This window comes from Bacillus silvicola (genome assembly GCF_050524305.1).
GTDB lineage: Bacteria > Bacillota > Bacilli > Bacillales > Bacillaceae_G > Bacillus_A > Bacillus_A cereus_AT.
The window spans coordinates 1,020,682-1,038,127 of sequence record NZ_JBNGVC010000001.1 but is presented as its reverse complement, the minus strand read 5'-3'; the positions used below and the strand labels follow the sequence as shown (position 1 = coordinate 1,038,127).

The following is a 17,446-nucleotide window of genomic DNA, read 5'->3' as shown; positions in this document are numbered from 1 at the left end:
CATGTTTATTTAGAGAAGGGGCGATTGAATGCGCGCGGTAAACTGGAACAAAAAGGAAGACGATTTTAGTTTAATGTTTTGGAAGCAAAACATCGCTCAGTTTTGGACAGAAGAAGAAATCGCGGTATCTTCTGACAAAAATACTTGGGCACAATTATCAAGAGAAGAGCAGGTTGCTTATAAGCGTGTATTAGGTGGTTTAACACTTTTAGATACGAAACAAGGCGGCGAAGGGATGCCACTTGTACTTGTTCATCTTGAAAATTTACAAGCGAAAAGTGTATTAGCTTTCATGGGTGCTATGGAAGAAGTACATGCGAAGAGTTACAGTCATATTTTCACAACGCTAGCTACTGAAGAAGAAATTGATGATATTTTTGAATGGGTAGATAACCATCCATTACTTGAGAAAAAGGCTGGTATTATTACTCGCTACTACCGTCGTCTATTAAAGCCTGAAGTAACGAAAAAAGAGTTATACATGGCAATGGTAGCAAGCGTATTCTTAGAAAGTTACTTATTCTATAGTGGATTCTTCTATCCACTTTACTTAGCTGGTCAAGGTAAACTGACAGCAAGTGGTGAGATTATTAACCTAATAATTCGTGATGAGTCAATTCACGGCGTATTCGTCGGTATTTTAGCACAACAACTCTTCGCAGAACTTTCTGCAGAAGATCAACAAGAAGTGCAAAAAGAAACGCAAGAATTATTAATGGAACTATATGAAATTGAAATGGCATATACAGAAGAAATTTACACTTCTATCGGTCTTGTAGAAGATGTAAATCGTTTCGTTCGTTACAATGCGAATAAAGGACTTATGAACTTAGGGCTTGAACCGAAGTTTGAAGAAGAAGAAATTAACCCAATCGTTTTAAATGGTTTACGTACAGATACGAAAAACCATGATTTCTTCTCTGTAAAAGGAAATGGTTACGTAAAAGCAACGAATGTTGAAAAGTTATCAGACGATGACTTCGCATTCAATTTTTAATATAGTGTTATAGAAAAAGCTGTCTTTATAGAAAAGACAGCTTTTTTATATGGATGGTTTACATAATGTTATTATTTCATGAAAATATTTTAATCTTGTAAAAGCCCAGTTTATGAGGAAGTGGGGATAAAGAAAATACACGGGTTAAAGTTTTATTTTCATATTTAGTAGTATGAGAGATTGAATAACTTATGTAAAAATGAATAAAAAATGAGAAGAAATCAGGTCCAATTCCACCTATACGTTCTTTTTAATATTGAATTTTTAAACTCTAGAAATTTTGGCTTGAAAATTGCATGAATATTTAAAAAGTAACAAAAAGGGAGGTAATACTCGGTGTGATATATAGTCATTTGAAAACGCTTCCTTTTAACTGTCGATTTTTAAATGGAAATTAGATAGAGAAAGTAGGAGGAATGATAGGTGGGAAAAGTAGTTGGTTTAAAACGTTCATTAGGGCTTTGGTCAATTGTTATGCTAGGGGTCGGGTATATGACACCGATGGTTGGGTTTGATACATTTGGAATTGTTTCTGAAAAAACAGGCGGTCATGTTCCAGGAGCTTATCTTATTGCATTAGCAGGGATGTTGTTTACCGCTGCAAGCTACGGCAAAATGGTAAAGGTTTTTCCTACCGCAGGATCAGCTTATACGTATACACAGAAGACAATTAGTGCAAGGCTTGGATTTCTTGTTGGATGGTCCGCGTTATTGGATTATTTGTTTCTACCGATGGTGAACGCACTATTAACGAGAATTTATTTGTCAGCATTTTTTCCAAGTGTTCCTAGTTGGATATGGGTCATCGGTTTTATTCTACTGGTTACACTTATAAATATTATTAGCGTGAATGTTACTGCTAACTTCAATACTTTTTTAGTAATATTTCAAGTGCTAGTAATGGCGGTGTTTGTTTTTCTAGTTATAAAAGGTTTATTAGCGGGAGAGGGAACAGGAGAAGTTTTTTCCATTCAGCCGTTTTTTCAATCGGATATACAAATATCACCGTTAGTTGCAGGTGCGACAATTCTTTGTTTTTCATTTTTAGGTTTTGATGCAGTAACTACATTTTCGGAAGAGACACCAAACGCAAAGAAGACAATTCCACGAGCTATTTTTCTAACTGCTTTAATTGGTGGAGTTTTATTCATTACAACTACGTATTTTACACAATCTTTCTTTCCAGATACATCTGTATTTAAAGATAAAGAATCAGCGTCTCCAGAAATCGCGCTATATGTTGGAGGAAAACTATTTCAAGCTTTCTTTTTAGTAGGGACGCTTATGGGGACACTTGCGTCTGGTTTAGCTTCTCATACAAGTGTATCTCGACTATTATACGTAATGGGGCGAGACAATGTAATTCCGAAGAAAATATTCGGATACATTCATCCCCGCTGGAGAACGCCGGTATATAACATTGTTATTGTAGGAATGATTTCGCTCTCCGCTATATTCATTGATTTAGAAACGGCAGCATCTCTTATTAATTTTGGAGCGCTTATTGCATTTACATTTGTTAATTTATCTGTAATTTCCTACTATGTAATTAAGAAAAAAAGATATAAAACGATAAAAGACTGTTTGAATTTCTTAGTGATGCCTATTTTAGGTGCTGGTACTGTGGCAGTACTATGGTTTAACCTCAATATTCATTCACTTATTCTAGGGATTTGCTGGGCTGCTATTGGAATTGGGTACCTTCTATATGTTACAAATATGTTCCGCTTAGCTCCTCCGCAAATGCATTTTGAAGAAGCACAGGAAATATAAAAAAAGACATCGGATAAGTTCCGATGTCTTTTTTTTATATTTGATAATCATGCAGCATTGCATAAGTCATTCAAAGATTCATAAGTAGGAGGATAACAGATCGGATTAACATAGTATTTTCACTTGGCACGATTATTGCTTTGTACAATTAGTAAAAATATAAAGAGGGGTGTTATCGTGCCGATTCAATCAGAAAAACATACAAATACAGTTGAAGTTGAAAATCCTTTAGAGGAATTTCAATCTATATTAAAAGAGGCGCTTCATTTTTTAAGTTATCCAGACGAAGTATTCGAATTTCTGAAAAAACCGATGCGTTTTTTAGAAGTAAGCATTCCTGTTCGCATGGATGATGGAACAACAAAGGTATTTCAAGGGTATCGCGCTCAGCATAACGACGCAGCAGGGCCAACAAAAGGTGGTATTAGATTTCATCCAGATGTTACGGCAGAAGAAGTAAAAGCACTTGCTGGCTGGATGAGCTTGAAATGTGGAGTGACAGGACTGCCATATGGAGGCGCAAAGGGCGGGATTATTTGTAATCCACAGGAGTTGAGTTTTAGAGAACTAGAGTTACTGAGTCGTGGGTATGTAAGAGCAGTAAGTCAAATTGTGGGACCGACGAAAGATATTCCAGCACCTGATATGTATACAAATGCGCAAATTATGGCTTGGATGCTAGATGAATATGACCATATTAGGGAGTTTGACTCTCCAGGCTTTATAACCGGGAAGCCATTAATGCTAGGAGGATCACAAGGGCGGGAAACAGCGACTTCTAAAGGTGTATTGTATACACTTCAGTTAGTAAGTGAGTTAAAACAAATTCCCTTGCAAAATATGCGAGTTATTATTCAAGGGTTTGGGAATGTTGGAGGTTATTTGGCAAAATACTTATATGATATTGGTGTGAAAGTAGTCGGGGTATCAGATGCTATAGGAGGAATTTATAATCCAGACGGTCTAGATGTTCCTTATTTACTAGAAAACAGAGATTCTTTCGGTGTAGTATCGAATCTCTTTAGTAAAACAATTTCTAATCAGGAGTTGTTAGAAAAAGAATGTGATGTACTCATTCCGGCGGCAATTGGAGGAGTCATTACAAAACATAATGCAGGAAAGCTTGGATGTAAGATTATCATTGAGGCTGCAAATGGACCAACAACAAAAGAGGCGATAACCATGTTAGAAGAAAAGGGAATTTTGGTTGTTCCAGATATTTTGGCAAACTCTGGTGGCGTGATTGTTTCATATTTTGAATGGTGTCAAAATAACCAAGGATATTACTGGACGGAGCAATATGTTGATCAATGTTTAAAGGAGAAAATTACATCTAGTTTTTCTAACGTACTTGATACTTCTAAACGCTTTGGAGTAAATATGAAAATTGCTGCTTATATTGAAGGGGTTCGCAAGGTTGTAGAAGCATCACGCCTAAGAGGTTGGTTGCATTTTTAACCTAAAGGGAGGGCTAAAATGAAACTGGATATTTTATTAGAAGAAGTGGAGAGACAACAAATCGGTTATTACTGTATTGTGTCGAATAGTCATCGTTACGATATAGCTGTTACGTATTCACAACAGTTTCTTGGAAAAGCAATGGTTACCTCAATTCAAAATGGGAGAATGGTTTTATTAAGCCAAGAAGATATTGGAGAGGAACAATATTGGGCAACAAATCTAGGAATTGAGGTAGAGGACATAGAAGAGTTTCAAAGCTTTTTCTATATGATTCTTCAGTCACAAAGGTTAGAAGAACAATATTAATAGAATAAAAGAAAGGGATGATTGATTATGTATTATGATATTATTACGAGTCCGTGTTATGGAATAATTGAAAAAGTGTCTATCGATAAGGATTCTCGAATTTATGAATGGGAGCCATTATTCTCTATTAAAGATATGAATGGTAAACTGGAAGTAATTAAGATGGGATGTAGTGGAGAAGTTCAATCTTTAGAAGTAGAAGCGGGCGATAAAGTAATTCCAGGTATGGTATTAGCTTATATTCAAGAAGATCTTTTCGTTAGTGGTAGTGATTAATGATAGAACTATGAGGAAGATGGAGGCACTCATCTTCCTTTTTTCATTAAATAAAGAAAGAAATGTTTTATTTTCAGATTAATTAAAAAAATTTGTATTTAATGATACAATACAAATTAAATAGTTTAAAGGAGGAATAGCAGAATGTTTTCCATCGCTCATACAAAAATTAGACCCATAGTTTCTCTACCTATCGATCAATCTGAAAAGGAATGGAATATAGATGTTAAAAATATAAAAGAATCTTTTCTATTTTTAAAAAGAGGAGAGAAATTATTTGCATACGTTCATGTGAAGGATCTGCTATCAAATAGTAAGGAATTAACTTCTAAGCTATTACTTTCAAATGCTGTTTCACTAGATACAATATGTCATCTTAGTAAAGATATTTCTTTAACAGCTCTTTTTCAAATTATTGGGGCGCCGATTGCCATAGTGAAAAATGAAATGGATGAGCTAACAGGATATATAAGAAGAGAGGATGTTTTTGCAGAACTATTTAAACAAGAAAATCAGAGTGTTGATATATTGAAAATTATTTTAACGTCTATTCCAATGGGGATTTTTGTAGTAGATCGTGAAAAGAAAATTGTAAATTGCAATGAGTCTGGTTTGAAGATGATTAAATCGACTCCTGAAAGAGTTATGAATGTACCAGCAGAACTGATTTTTAATGGAGAACACATTAATAATGTATTTACAACGGGAAAAACGATCTTGAATCAATTACAAATCACAAATGAAATGGGTGTATTAGTTGACTATAGTCCGATTCCAAACTTTGATCAAAGTATTGAAGGAATGGTTATTATTGTGCAAGATTTGCCGATGGTCGAGGACATGGCGATGGAAATTGAATATATAAAGGATTTAAATAAAGATTTACATGCAATCTTGTCCAGTATTTATGATGAAATATTAGTTGTTAATCATAAAGGGGAATTAATTCGTTATAGTGAAACTGTTATCAATGATTTTTGGGGGAGTAATTTGAAGGACTTGTTAGGGAAAAATCTTTTAGAACTAGAAAAGAAAGGGTTATTTAGTCCATCGGTTACGCGATTAGTGTTGGAAAAACAAAAAAAGGTATCAGTTGTACAAGAAACAAAAAGCGGAAGGAAAATATTAGCAGTTGGAAACCCTGTATTTAATGAAAACGGAGAGCTTCATCGTATTATTATTGCCTCAAGGGATATCACCGAAGCAACGAGATTAAAGACGGAATTACATGAAATAAAGAAGATATCAGAGCAATATAAGAAGGAGTTAGATGACTTTAAAAATAAAGATCGTTTTCTTAAGAAGCTTATTTACTGTAGTCCCAAAATGGAACAAATTATTAACCAAGCTAAAAAAATAGCAGATTTTTCTTCTAATGTTCTTATTTCTGGAGAATCTGGTGTCGGAAAAGAAGTAATTGCCCAGGCAATTCATCAACTTGGGAACCGATCTTCAAAGCCATTTTTAAAATTAAATTGTGGTGCAATTCCAGAAACGTTGTTAGAAAGTGAACTATTTGGTTATACGAAAGGTGCTTTTACAGGAGCCGATAAAAATGGAAAAGAAGGATATTTTAAGCGAGCTGATCAAGGGGTTTTATTTTTAGATGAAATTGGAGAAATGCCTTTACATTTGCAAGTGAAATTGCTTAGAGTCCTGCAGGAACAAGAAGTAATTCCTATTGGAAGTACAACACCTACGAAAATAAATGTACAAATTATTGCTGCTACAAATAAGAGTCTTGAAAAGATGGTCGAATCTGGAACATTTCGTGAAGATTTATTTTATCGCCTCAATGTAATTCCGCTGCGAGTTCCTTCTTTACGAGAGCGAATGGAAGATGTTCCGGTACTTGCCTTTCATTTCTTACAACAGTTAAATGAAAAATATAATAAAAATTATCATTTAACTCCAGATGCACTTAACTTACTAGAGTTCTATTCATGGCCAGGAAATGTCCGTGAATTACAAAATATGATTGAACGTTTAGTTGTATCAGCAGATGATCCAGTAATTGAAGCGGAGTTTGTTAGTAAGTTTTTAACACCCGGTTATGACTTTAATAAAGCAAAACCAGTTATTACAAGAGTATTACCATTACAAGAAGCGCTACATTCTGTAGAAGAACAATTGATTTTGCTTGCAATGAAGCAGTATAAAACAACGACTAAGGCTGCAAAAGTTCTTGGAATCAGCCAATCTTCAGTGAGTCGTAAATATCAAAAAATTGTTAGTGAAAAAGGGATAGCGGCTGATATCATCTCTTATTCCTAAAAAAGGAGAAGGTCACATAGACTTCTCCTTTTTGTGTGCGCTTAGCATGTACATATTCTCTGGGATTCAAGTCCCGAGTGGTGAGGGCGGTAGCGGAAATCATTAAAGTTTCACTTTATGCAAAATGGAATAGTGTATGCGGAAATGCATAAAATGTTTGTTATTTTTAAGAAAATAGTCAGTTTATCCCGCTATTTGTGGGCAGTAAAACCCCCACCTCAAAATTCAGGTGGAGCAAAGAAGTTAGGTGGGAGCCCTGCTGCCTGTAAACGCCCGATTGGTGAGGGCTGATAATCAGTGGGGATGAACAAAACCCCCACTGATTAAAGTTTCACTTTATGTAGGATTCTTTTGAATTTTAAATATTGGCATGAAATTTGCTTATAAATATATAAACGATCGATAAAGGGGGATTCAATATAGTGCTAGATTTAAAAATGTATGTAAACGGTGAATGGAGAGACTCTAGTAATCAAGAAAAAAGAACGATTATTAACCCTGCTAATGGCAAGGGTATAGCATATGCACCTGAGGGAACGATTGAGGATGCAAAATACGCAATAGAAGTGGCAAGAGCGGCTTTTGATAGCGGAATTTGGTCAGAAACATCTACTGCTGAAAGGGCATCATATTTATTTAAAATAGCAGATGAAATTGATAAAAATATGGAAGAATTAGTATACCTTGAAACAATGGATAATGGAAAAACATACCGTGAGGCAGAAGGAGATATTGGAGATGCAGCGGCTTGTTTTCGCTATTATGCCGGATTGATTACAAAGCCAGATGGTCAAACATATCATGTAGCCGATCCGATGCAAGCGATGGTTGTAAGAGAGCCAGTTGGTGTTTGTGGATTAATTGTTCCATGGAATTATCCGCTATTGATGAGTGTATGGAAAATTGCACCTGCTTTAGCAGCTGGAAATACAATTGTGTTTAAACCTTCTGAAGTGACACCAATAACTGCAACAAAGCTATTCGAAATCCTTGAAAAAGTAGGGCTACCAAAAGGTGTTGCCAATATGGTAATGGGGGCCGGTCCAATAGTAGGGAATGAAATTGCAGCGAGTCATAAAGTCGATATGATTTCCTTTACAGGTGGAACAAAAACAGGTAAGCACATTATGAGAACAGCAGCAGATAATATGAAAAAGATTTCGTTAGAACTTGGAGGGAAATCTCCAAATATTATTTTTGCAGATGCAGATTTTGAGACTGCTATTGATTATGCTCTATTCGGTATTTATGCAGGTAGCGGACAAGTGTGTTCAGCAGGGTCGAGAATCCTTGTAGAGGAAAGCGTTTATGATAGATTTGTTAATAGTTTTGTAGAGAGAGCACAGCAAATTAACGTTGGGCCTGGTGATCATCCTGAATCAGAAATGGGGCCACTTGTAAGTCAAGAACATATGGAAAAAGTATTACGTTATATTGAAATTGGAAAAGACGAAGGTGCAAACGTTGCTTGCGGAGGTAGACGAATAATGGAGGATGGAAAAGGTGATGGTTTCTTTATTGAACCAACAGTCTTTGTCAATGTAAAACCTGATATGCGCATTGTCCAGGAAGAAATCTTCGGTCCTGTTGTGGTAATTCAAAAGTTTAAAACTGAACAGGAAGCAATTGAGTTAGCAAACGGTACGGATTATGGCTTAGCTGGAGGGGTATTTACGGTTGATGGTGCAAAAGCAATGCGCGTAATTCGCAAGCTTCGCGCAGGCATTACGTGGATTAATAGCTATCATCCAACATACAATGAGGCGCCTTGGGGCGGATATAAGCAAAGTGGTATAGGTCGTAGTCTAGGAACGTTTGGTTTAGAAGAATTTCAAGAAATTAAGCAGATTAATATAAATCTAGAAGTAGAACCTATTGGTTGGTTTGCAAATAAAAAAAATGTAGAGGTGAATTAGATGGAAACGAACGTGAAAAATAAATTGAATGAGAAAGAATCAAATGTAAATGAGTATATTACGAAAGTACTACAGTTAATTGAAAAAGAAAAAGTATCTGAAGAAGAGGCAAATTGGATTCAAAAAGAAACAGTAGACGGATTTAGAGAGCATGTGAATCCTGGTTTTCTTGCTTATAGAAAAACAGTAACAAAAGATGGACAATTTGCAGCAGTAGAATGGTCTGATGAAGGATCTTGTTTTATGGATATTAATGGTAAAAAATACATTGACTGTTTAGGTGGATTCGGAATTTATAATGTTGGTCACCGTAATCCGAAAGTAGTAAAAGCTGTAACAGATCAATTAAAGCGTCAAGCATTACACAGTCAGGATTTACTAGATCCACTTCGAGCAATTCTTGCAAAGATTTTAGCGGATATTACACCTGGTGATTTGAAATATGCTTTCTTCACAAATAGTGGAACAGAAAGCGTAGAGGCAGCATTAAAACTAGCAAAAATGTATAGTGAACGAACAACTTTCATTTCTACAACCCGTGCTTTCCATGGTAAGAGCCTTGGTGCTTTATCTGGGACGGCAAAAGGAATGTTCCGTAAGCCATTTTTACCATTAATTCCGGGTTTCCGCCATGTTCCATTTGGCGATATTGATATGATGAGAAAAACATTTGAGACATGTGCATTAGTGGGAGAAGATGTTGCAGCAGTTATTTTAGAGCCAATTCAAGGGGAGGGCGGCATTATTTTACCTCCAGAAAATTATTTGAAACAAGTGCGAGAGCTTTGTGATGAGTTTGGATCACTCCTTATTTTTGATGAAGTGCAAACTGGAATGGGCCGTACAGGAAAAATGTTTGCAGCAGATTTATATGATGTTGTACCGGATATTATTTGTCTTGCGAAAGCGTTTGGTGGAGGTGTAATGCCAGCGGGAGCTATTGTTGCGAAAGAAAAAGTATTCCAAAGTTGGTTTGAAAATCCATTTATGCATACAACAACGTTTGGCGGGAATCCTCTTGCATGTGCTGCTGCAATTGCAACAATCCATGTATTATTGGAAGAGAAATTACCGGAACGGGCGATGGAAGTTGGAGAGTATTTCTTAAAAGGATTGAAACAAGCAGCAGAAGGACACGAAGATAAAATCTTTGAAATCCGTGGTCAAGGTTTAATGATTGGGATTGAATTCCATAAAGACGAGATTGGTTATGAAGTGTCAAAGGCGATGTTTGATCAAGGTATTCTTGTTGCGGGAACATTAATTAACTCAAAAACAATTCGTATTGAACCATCCCTTACAATTAGTTATGAAGAAGTAGATACAGTTATTAATACGTTTAAATCTGTGCTAACTCAAGTAAAATAAATTTCGTATAATGTTATATGTGAATTCAAACGATTGAAACTATAATTAGAATAGATTTACTTATATTGTATTACAGGAAGGCAGTGTAACGAAAAAGTTACACTGCCTTTTTATTACATTTTTTGTTGTAAGTATTTACATGTAATTTGTCTTGGTGTACTATTTAACTAACACACTAAGACAGGAGGGGAGAAATGAAAATCGAGTTTTCTCCAAACACACCAATTTACATTCAAGTAATGGAATACATAAAAAAAGAAATTGTAACGGGTCATTTATTGCCTGGCGATAAAATTCCCTCTGTACGTGAATTAGCGAGTGAATTACAAGTGAATCCAAATACGATTCAACGTACATTTCAAGAACTAGAGCGGGATGGAGTTGTTGTAACGCGTAGAGGAATGGGACGATATGTAACGAATGAAGGGGAGAAAATTATGGAGCTGCGAAAAGATATGGCGAGAGAATTACTTCATTCTTTTATAGATGGAATGGACAATTTAGGTTTTTCAGAAGAAGAAATTCTTACAATCCTTCGTTCTTCATTACATGAGAAAAGGGAGGAGAACGAATGACAGAGTTATTAAAAATAGAAAACTTATGGAAGCGATACGGATTAAAAGCAGTGATCCGTGAGTTAAATATAGAGATTACAGAAGGAAAAATCGTTGGGCTTGTTGGAGATAACGGAAGCGGGAAAACGACGTTATTAAAAATGATTGCAGGTCTACAACATCCTTCTGAAGGCAGCATAGTAATTAATGGTAAAAAAGTAGGGTTAGAGACGAAAGAAATCGTTTCATTTATGTCTGACAAGCCAGTCTTTGATGATTGGATGACTGTAAAAGATGCATTATTTTTCTATCGAGATTTTTATAAAGATTTCGATATTCAAAAAGCAGTAGATACGATTGCGGAATTTAAAATACCGTTAGAAGAAAAAATTATAGCATTATCAAAAGGGATGGTGGAAAAGCTTCAAATTATTTTAACGTTTTCTCGAAAAGCGAAGTTATATGTACTGGATGAACCACTTGGCGGAATTGATCTTGTTTCTAGAGAACACGTATTAGATCTCATTTTAAAATTTTATAGAGAAGATTGTACCATACTAATCTCAACTCATTTAATAAATGAAGTTGAAAATATTTTTGATGAGGTAATCTTTTTAAAAGATGGAGAAATTGTATTGTATGAAAATGTAGAAGAGTTACGTTTTCAGAGAGGGAAAGCTGTCACGGATGTGTTTAAGGAGGTGTTTAGTAGATGAAGTCGAGCTTAATATATATGTACAATATGAATAAAAAACAGATTGTTATTTCGTTGTTATCATTTATATTTGTTGTGGCTGTTGCCTTTGTATGTATGGGCAATTATATTAAGAAGGAATCGGGAGAAATAAACCAAACAATCATAATTGCGTTAGTTATATTTGTATATATAATTTTTGTAGTAATGATGTTCATTCAAGCGATGTCTGCTTTCGGAAAAATGATTGAAAGTACATTATTTCGGTTAACACCGACATCAGGTAGAAAAATTGTTTTAGCAATATTGTTATTTGCTTTTATCTATTTAGCTATTTTTGAACTCTTAGGTACAATATTCTTATATAGTATTTCTATTAAATTAATAAAAGGTACTGAAATGTATGAAGCATTTATTGGTTTAACTCAAAAACCGTTTCAGCAAATAGTATCTTCAGTTTTGTTTGTATTTAATTTGGTTAGTCTGTTACTTATTTTACTTTTTGTAACAGCGAGTGTGAAGGTATTTTCTCTTAAGAAGAAAATTGAATACGGTGTTATCTTTGCTTTGTTTTTTACATTAAGTAAAGCAATGAGCCTGATATACGCGACATTAGGTAAGCTCGTACCAAGAGGTTATTTTATAGATAAATTATTATATATAGATGAATCGTTTTATGACGGGGTTTATTTATATCCTGAAAAATTTATGAATCTATATAGTTTTAGTTTTTCTATAGGAATATTTATTCTACTTGTTTATATAACAGGTCGCATAATCGATAAAAAACTAGAAGTCTAAAGGAGGAATCAGCATTGGGAAACGTAGTAGTAAAATTAGAAAATGTTCGAAAAAGGATTGGTGGAACAGAAATTATCCGTGGTTTATCATTTGAGGTTCGTGAAGGGGAAGTGTACGGATTCCTTGGACCGAACGGTAGTGGTAAGACGACGACAATTCGTATGATGACAGGTCTTATATCAATGACAGAGGGCGATATTACAATTTGTGGTCATAGTATTCGCACGGAGCGTGAAAAGGCGTTAGAGCAAATTGGAGCGATTGTAGAAAACCCTGAACTATATGATTATATGACAGGAATGCAAAACTTAAAGCATTTTGCAAACATGGCAATTACTCCAATTAGTAAAGAGCGCATTAATGAAATTGTAAAGCTTGTTGAATTGGAGCATGCGATTCATAAAAAGGTGAAAACATATTCACTTGGTATGAAGCAACGTTTAGGAATTGCACAGGCATTACTGCATCAGCCGAAAATCTTAATTTTAGATGAGCCGACAAATGGATTAGATCCAGCTGGTATTCGTCAAATTCGTGATTATTTACAACGTTTAGCGAAAGAAGAAAATATTGCGGTCATTGTATCAAGTCACTTATTAAGTGAAATTGAATTGATGTGTGACCGCGTTGTTATTATTAAACAAGGTGAGTTTGTACAAGAGTATAACTTGCATGAACAAGCGAAACATGATGAGGCAGTAGTTGTAGCGTTTGAAGTAGATGAAGTTCAGAAAGCGAATGAAATCATTAAAGGTAAGACGCAAGGAAATGTAATTGTAGTATCTGTAATGAAAGAGGAAATTCCACAACTTGTAAAAAAACTTGTAAATGACGATGTGCTTGTATACGGAGTTGCTGTTCAAAATAAAACATTAGAGGATGAGTTCTTAGCGATTACAGGGGGAGTGAAAGCGTAATGTTTAAATTAATTCAAAATGAATTTTTAAAGTTACATGCGAAAAAAGGTATGTATATTTTAATCGGTGTGATTGCTTTATTGGAGATTTTAGGAGCCGTAGTCAAAGCAAAATGGGGTGAACCTGGTAGCTTGAGTGGAACTTACTTAGATTTTGCGAGTTCAAATATTGTTTTAATTATGATATTCACACCGATTTTTGGAATTACAATAGCCTCTCGCACAATTACAGATGAATTCCAAAAAGGAACAATTAAGCAATTATTAATTCGACCAAGAAAACGAATTACAGTTTTATTTTCTAAATATATTACGGTATTATTAACGATGTTATTTATCGTATTTGCTAGTACACTAATTGCGATGATTATTGGCGGCTTTGTAATGGACGGTAGTAAAACAGAATTAACGTTAGCGATTGTGTTAAAAACAATTTTATATCAACTTGTATCACCATTTTTCTTCGCAACGCTTGCATTCTTCTTTGCAAACGTATTTAGAAATTCTGTATTGCCATTACTTATTACTCTATTTTTATATTTCTTAGAACCGGCAATTACGATGTTACTTATGATGTTTGCAAAAGGTGTAGCGAAGTTTGTAGTATTCTTCCATTTGAATTTAAGTGTTTACGATAGTAATAAATTAGTTAGTGGCGGAGCAGAGCCAACATTTACAGAATTTACGTTTACAACTTCAGTATTACTTGTCATCGCGTATTTTGCTGTATTACTTGTAGCATCAAGTGTATTATTCCAAAAGCGTGACGTATTATAATAAAAGAAATCCCCGCTTGTAAAAATGGGGATTTTTATTACATAGTTTTTTACGTTCCTAGTATTCTGTATTTTTAATTAGAGATGCTGTCAGCCATAGAATATCGGATCTTCTCCAGCTAATCTTGGGTCATATAGTCTTTAAGGGGAGCGAATGTAAATTGTAATGAAGTTGAAGAACGGTGATATGGTATATCCAGTAAAGTCGTTATATATATGTTAAGAGATATGCTGTTCGGAAGTAATTGAGAAAAAAAGGAAGGTTTTCAACTATATTCATATTATAATTTAGTTATCCTGCCATTTGTAGGAGAGGGGTTTCCTATAAAACCCTGATTAATATTTTGCTTTTTACTATCTTTGGAGGTGTTCAATATGCAATATGCATTTTCACGTATAAGGCTACGTAGTTTTTTTGGATGGATGATTATAGGGATGTTCCTAACGATGATTCCATTAAGTTTATCAGGTGCTTCTGATAATACGATAGAATTCATGTCACAAATATCAATATTTTTCGTATTTCCACTATTGTGGCTATATTTAAAAACAAGTAAAAATAATGTCGTTTTTAAAAGTTTTTTTGATAAGCCCAGACGTTTACATTGGGGGTTAATTGTATTAGCCGCGATAATGGGAATGATTTTTTCAGTCGGTATATCCCAAATTCAATTTTATATTTTAGCACATACTTTACCTGATTTTTTAGTTACGATGTTAGAAGATGGAAATGTAATTAATACGAGTAATATATATATGACGATATTCACTTTCATTTCAGCATGTGTATTAGCTCCAATAATGGAAGAAGTTATTTTTAGAGGTTTTTTCTTACAGAGAATGGCATACAAATGGGGGATTAAACGAGCGGTCATTATATCCTCTCTTATTTTTGGATTAGGACATTTTGATGTTATCGGTGCTTTCATGTTTGGTGTTATTATGTGTCTTCTATACATAAAGACAAAAAATATATGGACGAATATTGCTGTGCATGCTTTAAATAATTTGATTGCAACGACTATGCAATTGGCAAGTGGAGATGGAAGTGACACAATCTCAATTGCGGAATTGCAGGCACAAAGTAATTTATGGATTGGCATTGGACTTGTGATTGTTGGATTACTTTGGTTAATCCCTTACATTTGGAAACAATGGCGTACGGTAAAAGAAGTAGGTGTGCCACCGCTTCGTTTCATAAATGAAGAAAAAGTAGTGAATACATCAGAAGAAAATGAAATATATAGCCAAGTGATAGTAACAGATAGATTGATGGCTGTAGAGCTGCCTGATGAAGCTGTAAATAAGCTTCGGTTAGAAGAAAATGATTATGTAACAGTTTCTGTAGAAGAAGATAAAATTGTTATAAAGAAAGCGTATAATAGATAATTAAAAAGTAGCTCCTAAAGAGCTACTTTTTAATTTGTAATAATCTCTACACGAAAATTATTACCGTTCTTTACATATTTAATATCTGTAACGATCCGAACTGTTTTTAGAAGTTCAACTTTTTCACCAATTCGAGGGATGGTCGGAACATTGTCCCAAATACCAAGCAAGTCATCTAATTGTGCCGTTTTTTCATAAAACCAGATTTTCAATGTAAAGCCCCTTTCTCGAACTTTATGTATTTTAATACATAATATATTATTTTTATTCTTATTGTAAGGGGTTTTTTAATATTTTATGAATAAAAATAAATTAATCTTCTGGGAAGATATGTTCAATGTCTGGAGTAAGAGCTACTTCTGATAATACGATATGAGAAACTGTCGTTGCATATGAAGAAACGTCATTAATAAATTCTTCAAGTTCTACGAGCGAAGGAACAGAAATTTTTACAATGTAGCATAAGCTTCCTGTTACTCGGTAACAAAAACTTGCAGAGGGATAAGACTGAATAAACTGTTGCATACGTGTTGTATCACCATTTTTTAAAGTGATTTCTAAAATACAATCTAAAACAAGTCCTGCTTTTTTATAATCGATATCGATAGTGTATTTTTGAATAACTCCTTCACTTTCAAGTTTACGAACACGTTCTGTAGTAGACGGAGCGGATAAGTTTACTCGCTTTGCCAATTCTCGCATCGAAAGTCGACTATCATTATATAATTCATTTAAAATTTTTCGATCAACACGGTCTAGTTGCATTTGTAAATAAACCTCCAGTAAAATGATATTTTTTGTAAAGTAAAAATATAAATTAAGATTCATATGAAATGTAAAGTGAACCTTATTTATTTTACAATAAAACAGAAGGAAATAGGAGGGGAAATGATGGAGAGGATTTCATTATCAAATGTAGGAGATACAAAGTTTCAAAAGTTATTAGGTCATAATCCGGATATATTACATTCGTGGAGTGCGTTAGAGGATACAATGTACAATAAAGGAACTCTTTCAGCAGAGTTGAAGGAGCAAGTGAGACGAACATTAGCGTATGGGAATGAATGTCCGTACTGTATGGCAAAGGGAAGACCTGATGATATGCAAAAGGTAGAAGAAATTAGTGTAGCAGTTACTTTTACGCATACATTTGTTCATGACCGAAAGGCGATAGATGATAATATGTTTCATATATTAAAACAATATTGGACGGAAAAAGAAATTGTAGAGCTTTGTGCCTATATTTGTTTTATTACCGCGTCGCAGCAACTTGGTTTTCTGTTTCAATTACAGCCCAATTAAATAGGAGGATAGTATGCTTAATCAAGTAGCACTTATAATCATTGATGTACAAGAAGCATTCAACTTGCCGTACTGGGGCATGAGGAATAACCTTTTTGCGGAAGAAAATATGAAAAGTTTGTTAGAAGAGTGGAGAAAAAGGAAACTACCAGTTTTTCATATTCAACATGTAAATAAAGAAGATGTTCAGTCGATGTTTTATCAATATGCGGAAACGGTGGACTTTAAAGAAGAAGTGCAACCAATGCTAAATGAAATAATTATCCAGAAATCCGTTAATAGCGCGTTCATTGGGACAAATTTAGAAGAACAATTAAGAGAGCAAAAATGTAATACGGTAGTGATTGTAGGATTAACAACAAACCATTGTGTGGAGACTACAACACGGATGGCAGGTAATTTAGGATTTACAACGTATTTAGTGAGCGATGCGACGGCTACTTTTAATCGTATAGGTCCAGACGAAATAGAGTATAGTGCAGAGGACATTCACAATATGACGCTTGTAAACTTACATGATGAATTTGCTAAGATTGTTACGACTGAAGAAGCCTTAAAATTATTTTAAAAAAATAATTACGGAATTATGTAGAAAAAAATAAGAATATTTCGTATAATCTAAGTATAATCATTTTAAAAATAG

The 17,446-nt window shown here is 34.4% G+C and carries 18 protein-coding genes; 16 read left to right on the top strand and 2 right to left on the bottom strand.

All coding sequences use genetic code 11. The features are described 5' to 3' along the window. The first annotated feature begins 28 nt into the window (after positions 1-28). The 14 genes from nrdF to ACP6L7_RS05420 all read left to right on the top strand — a co-directional run bounded on the left by nrdF (position 29) and on the right by ACP6L7_RS05420 (position 15,501). Positions 29-997 (top strand): class 1b ribonucleoside-diphosphate reductase subunit beta, encoded by a 969-nt coding sequence (gene nrdF, locus ACP6L7_RS05485; RefSeq protein ID WP_097831839.1) that lies wholly within the window; start codon positions 29-31, stop codon positions 995-997. 423 nt (positions 998-1,420) lie between these two features. After that, entirely contained in the window at positions 1,421-2,770 is a 1,350-nt protein-coding gene (locus ACP6L7_RS05480) for an APC family permease (protein WP_097831838.1), read from the top strand. A 177-nt stretch (positions 2,771-2,947) separates the two neighbouring features. Continuing rightward, entirely contained in the window at positions 2,948-4,228 is a 1,281-nt protein-coding gene (locus ACP6L7_RS05475; RefSeq protein WP_097831837.1) for a Glu/Leu/Phe/Val family dehydrogenase, read from the top strand. An 18-nt stretch (positions 4,229-4,246) separates the two neighbouring features. Continuing rightward, entirely contained in the window at positions 4,247-4,537 is a 291-nt protein-coding gene (locus tag ACP6L7_RS05470) for an SAV0927 family protein (protein WP_097831836.1), read from the top strand. A gap of 27 nt (positions 4,538-4,564) precedes the next feature. After that, positions 4,565-4,813, top strand: a complete 249-nt coding sequence (locus ACP6L7_RS05465) for a biotin/lipoyl attachment domain-containing protein (protein WP_000291043.1) — start codon at positions 4,565-4,567, stop codon at positions 4,811-4,813. A 144-nt stretch (positions 4,814-4,957) separates the two neighbouring features. After that, entirely contained in the window at positions 4,958-7,087 is a 2,130-nt protein-coding gene (locus ACP6L7_RS05460) for a sigma 54-interacting transcriptional regulator (protein WP_097831835.1), read from the top strand. A gap of 422 nt (positions 7,088-7,509) precedes the next feature. Then, positions 7,510-9,003 carry an aldehyde dehydrogenase family protein gene (locus tag ACP6L7_RS05455; RefSeq protein WP_097831834.1) on the top strand — a complete coding sequence of 498 codons (1,494 nt, stop codon included), beginning with the start codon at positions 7,510-7,512 and terminating at the stop codon, positions 9,001-9,003. After that, positions 9,004-10,371 carry a putrescine aminotransferase gene (locus ACP6L7_RS05450; RefSeq protein ID WP_097831833.1) on the top strand — a complete coding sequence of 456 codons (1,368 nt, stop codon included), beginning with the start codon at positions 9,004-9,006 and terminating at the stop codon, positions 10,369-10,371. A gap of 194 nt (positions 10,372-10,565) precedes the next feature. Beyond that, positions 10,566-10,946 carry a GntR family transcriptional regulator gene (locus ACP6L7_RS05445; RefSeq protein WP_097831832.1) on the top strand — a complete coding sequence of 127 codons (381 nt, stop codon included), beginning with the start codon at positions 10,566-10,568 and terminating at the stop codon, positions 10,944-10,946. Next, positions 10,943-11,641 (top strand): ABC transporter ATP-binding protein, encoded by a 699-nt coding sequence (locus ACP6L7_RS05440; protein ID WP_097831831.1) that lies wholly within the window; start codon positions 10,943-10,945, stop codon positions 11,639-11,641. Before ACP6L7_RS05445 ends, ACP6L7_RS05440 begins: the two co-directional genes overlap by 4 nt. Further along, the gene (locus ACP6L7_RS05435; protein ID WP_097831830.1) at positions 11,638-12,420 is read left to right on the top strand and encodes an ABC transporter permease; all 783 of its coding nucleotides are present in this window, start codon (positions 11,638-11,640) and stop codon (positions 12,418-12,420) included. The genes ACP6L7_RS05440 and ACP6L7_RS05435 overlap by 4 nt, the downstream gene beginning before the upstream one ends. A 14-nt stretch (positions 12,421-12,434) precedes the next feature. Then, positions 12,435-13,337 carry an ABC transporter ATP-binding protein gene (locus ACP6L7_RS05430; RefSeq protein ID WP_097831829.1) on the top strand — a complete coding sequence of 301 codons (903 nt, stop codon included), beginning with the start codon at positions 12,435-12,437 and terminating at the stop codon, positions 13,335-13,337. Beyond that, positions 13,337-14,113 (top strand): ABC transporter permease, encoded by a 777-nt coding sequence (locus ACP6L7_RS05425; protein WP_097831828.1) that lies wholly within the window; start codon positions 13,337-13,339, stop codon positions 14,111-14,113. Before ACP6L7_RS05430 ends, ACP6L7_RS05425 begins: the two co-directional genes overlap by 1 nt. 374 nt (positions 14,114-14,487) lie before the next feature. Continuing rightward, the gene (locus tag ACP6L7_RS05420) at positions 14,488-15,501 is read left to right on the top strand and encodes a CPBP family intramembrane glutamic endopeptidase (protein ID WP_097831827.1); all 1,014 of its coding nucleotides are present in this window, start codon (positions 14,488-14,490) and stop codon (positions 15,499-15,501) included. A 29-nt stretch (positions 15,502-15,530) separates the two neighbouring features. Here the strand turns inward: ACP6L7_RS05420 and ACP6L7_RS05415 are convergent, their stop codons facing one another. Together ACP6L7_RS05415 and ACP6L7_RS05410 are read right to left on the bottom strand one after the other, a co-directional pair. Continuing rightward, complete coding sequence (locus tag ACP6L7_RS05415; RefSeq protein ID WP_000707108.1) at positions 15,531-15,713, bottom strand: DUF3913 family protein; 183 nt, start codon at positions 15,711-15,713, stop codon at positions 15,531-15,533. Positions 15,714-15,813: 100 nt separating this feature from the next. Continuing rightward, entirely contained in the window at positions 15,814-16,266 is a 453-nt protein-coding gene (locus tag ACP6L7_RS05410; RefSeq protein ID WP_001175507.1) for an Lrp/AsnC family transcriptional regulator, read from the bottom strand. Positions 16,267-16,329: 63 nt separating this feature from the next. Here ACP6L7_RS05410 and ACP6L7_RS05405 point away from each other — a divergent pair, with 63 nt between their 5' ends. Then, a complete protein-coding gene (locus ACP6L7_RS05405) occupies positions 16,330-16,803 on the top strand; it encodes a carboxymuconolactone decarboxylase family protein (RefSeq protein WP_141533331.1) in 474 nt (157 codons plus the stop codon). A gap of 13 nt (positions 16,804-16,816) precedes the next feature. Next, entirely contained in the window at positions 16,817-17,371 is a 555-nt protein-coding gene (locus ACP6L7_RS05400; RefSeq protein WP_097831825.1) for a cysteine hydrolase family protein, read from the top strand. Positions 17,372-17,446 lie beyond the last annotated feature (75 nt).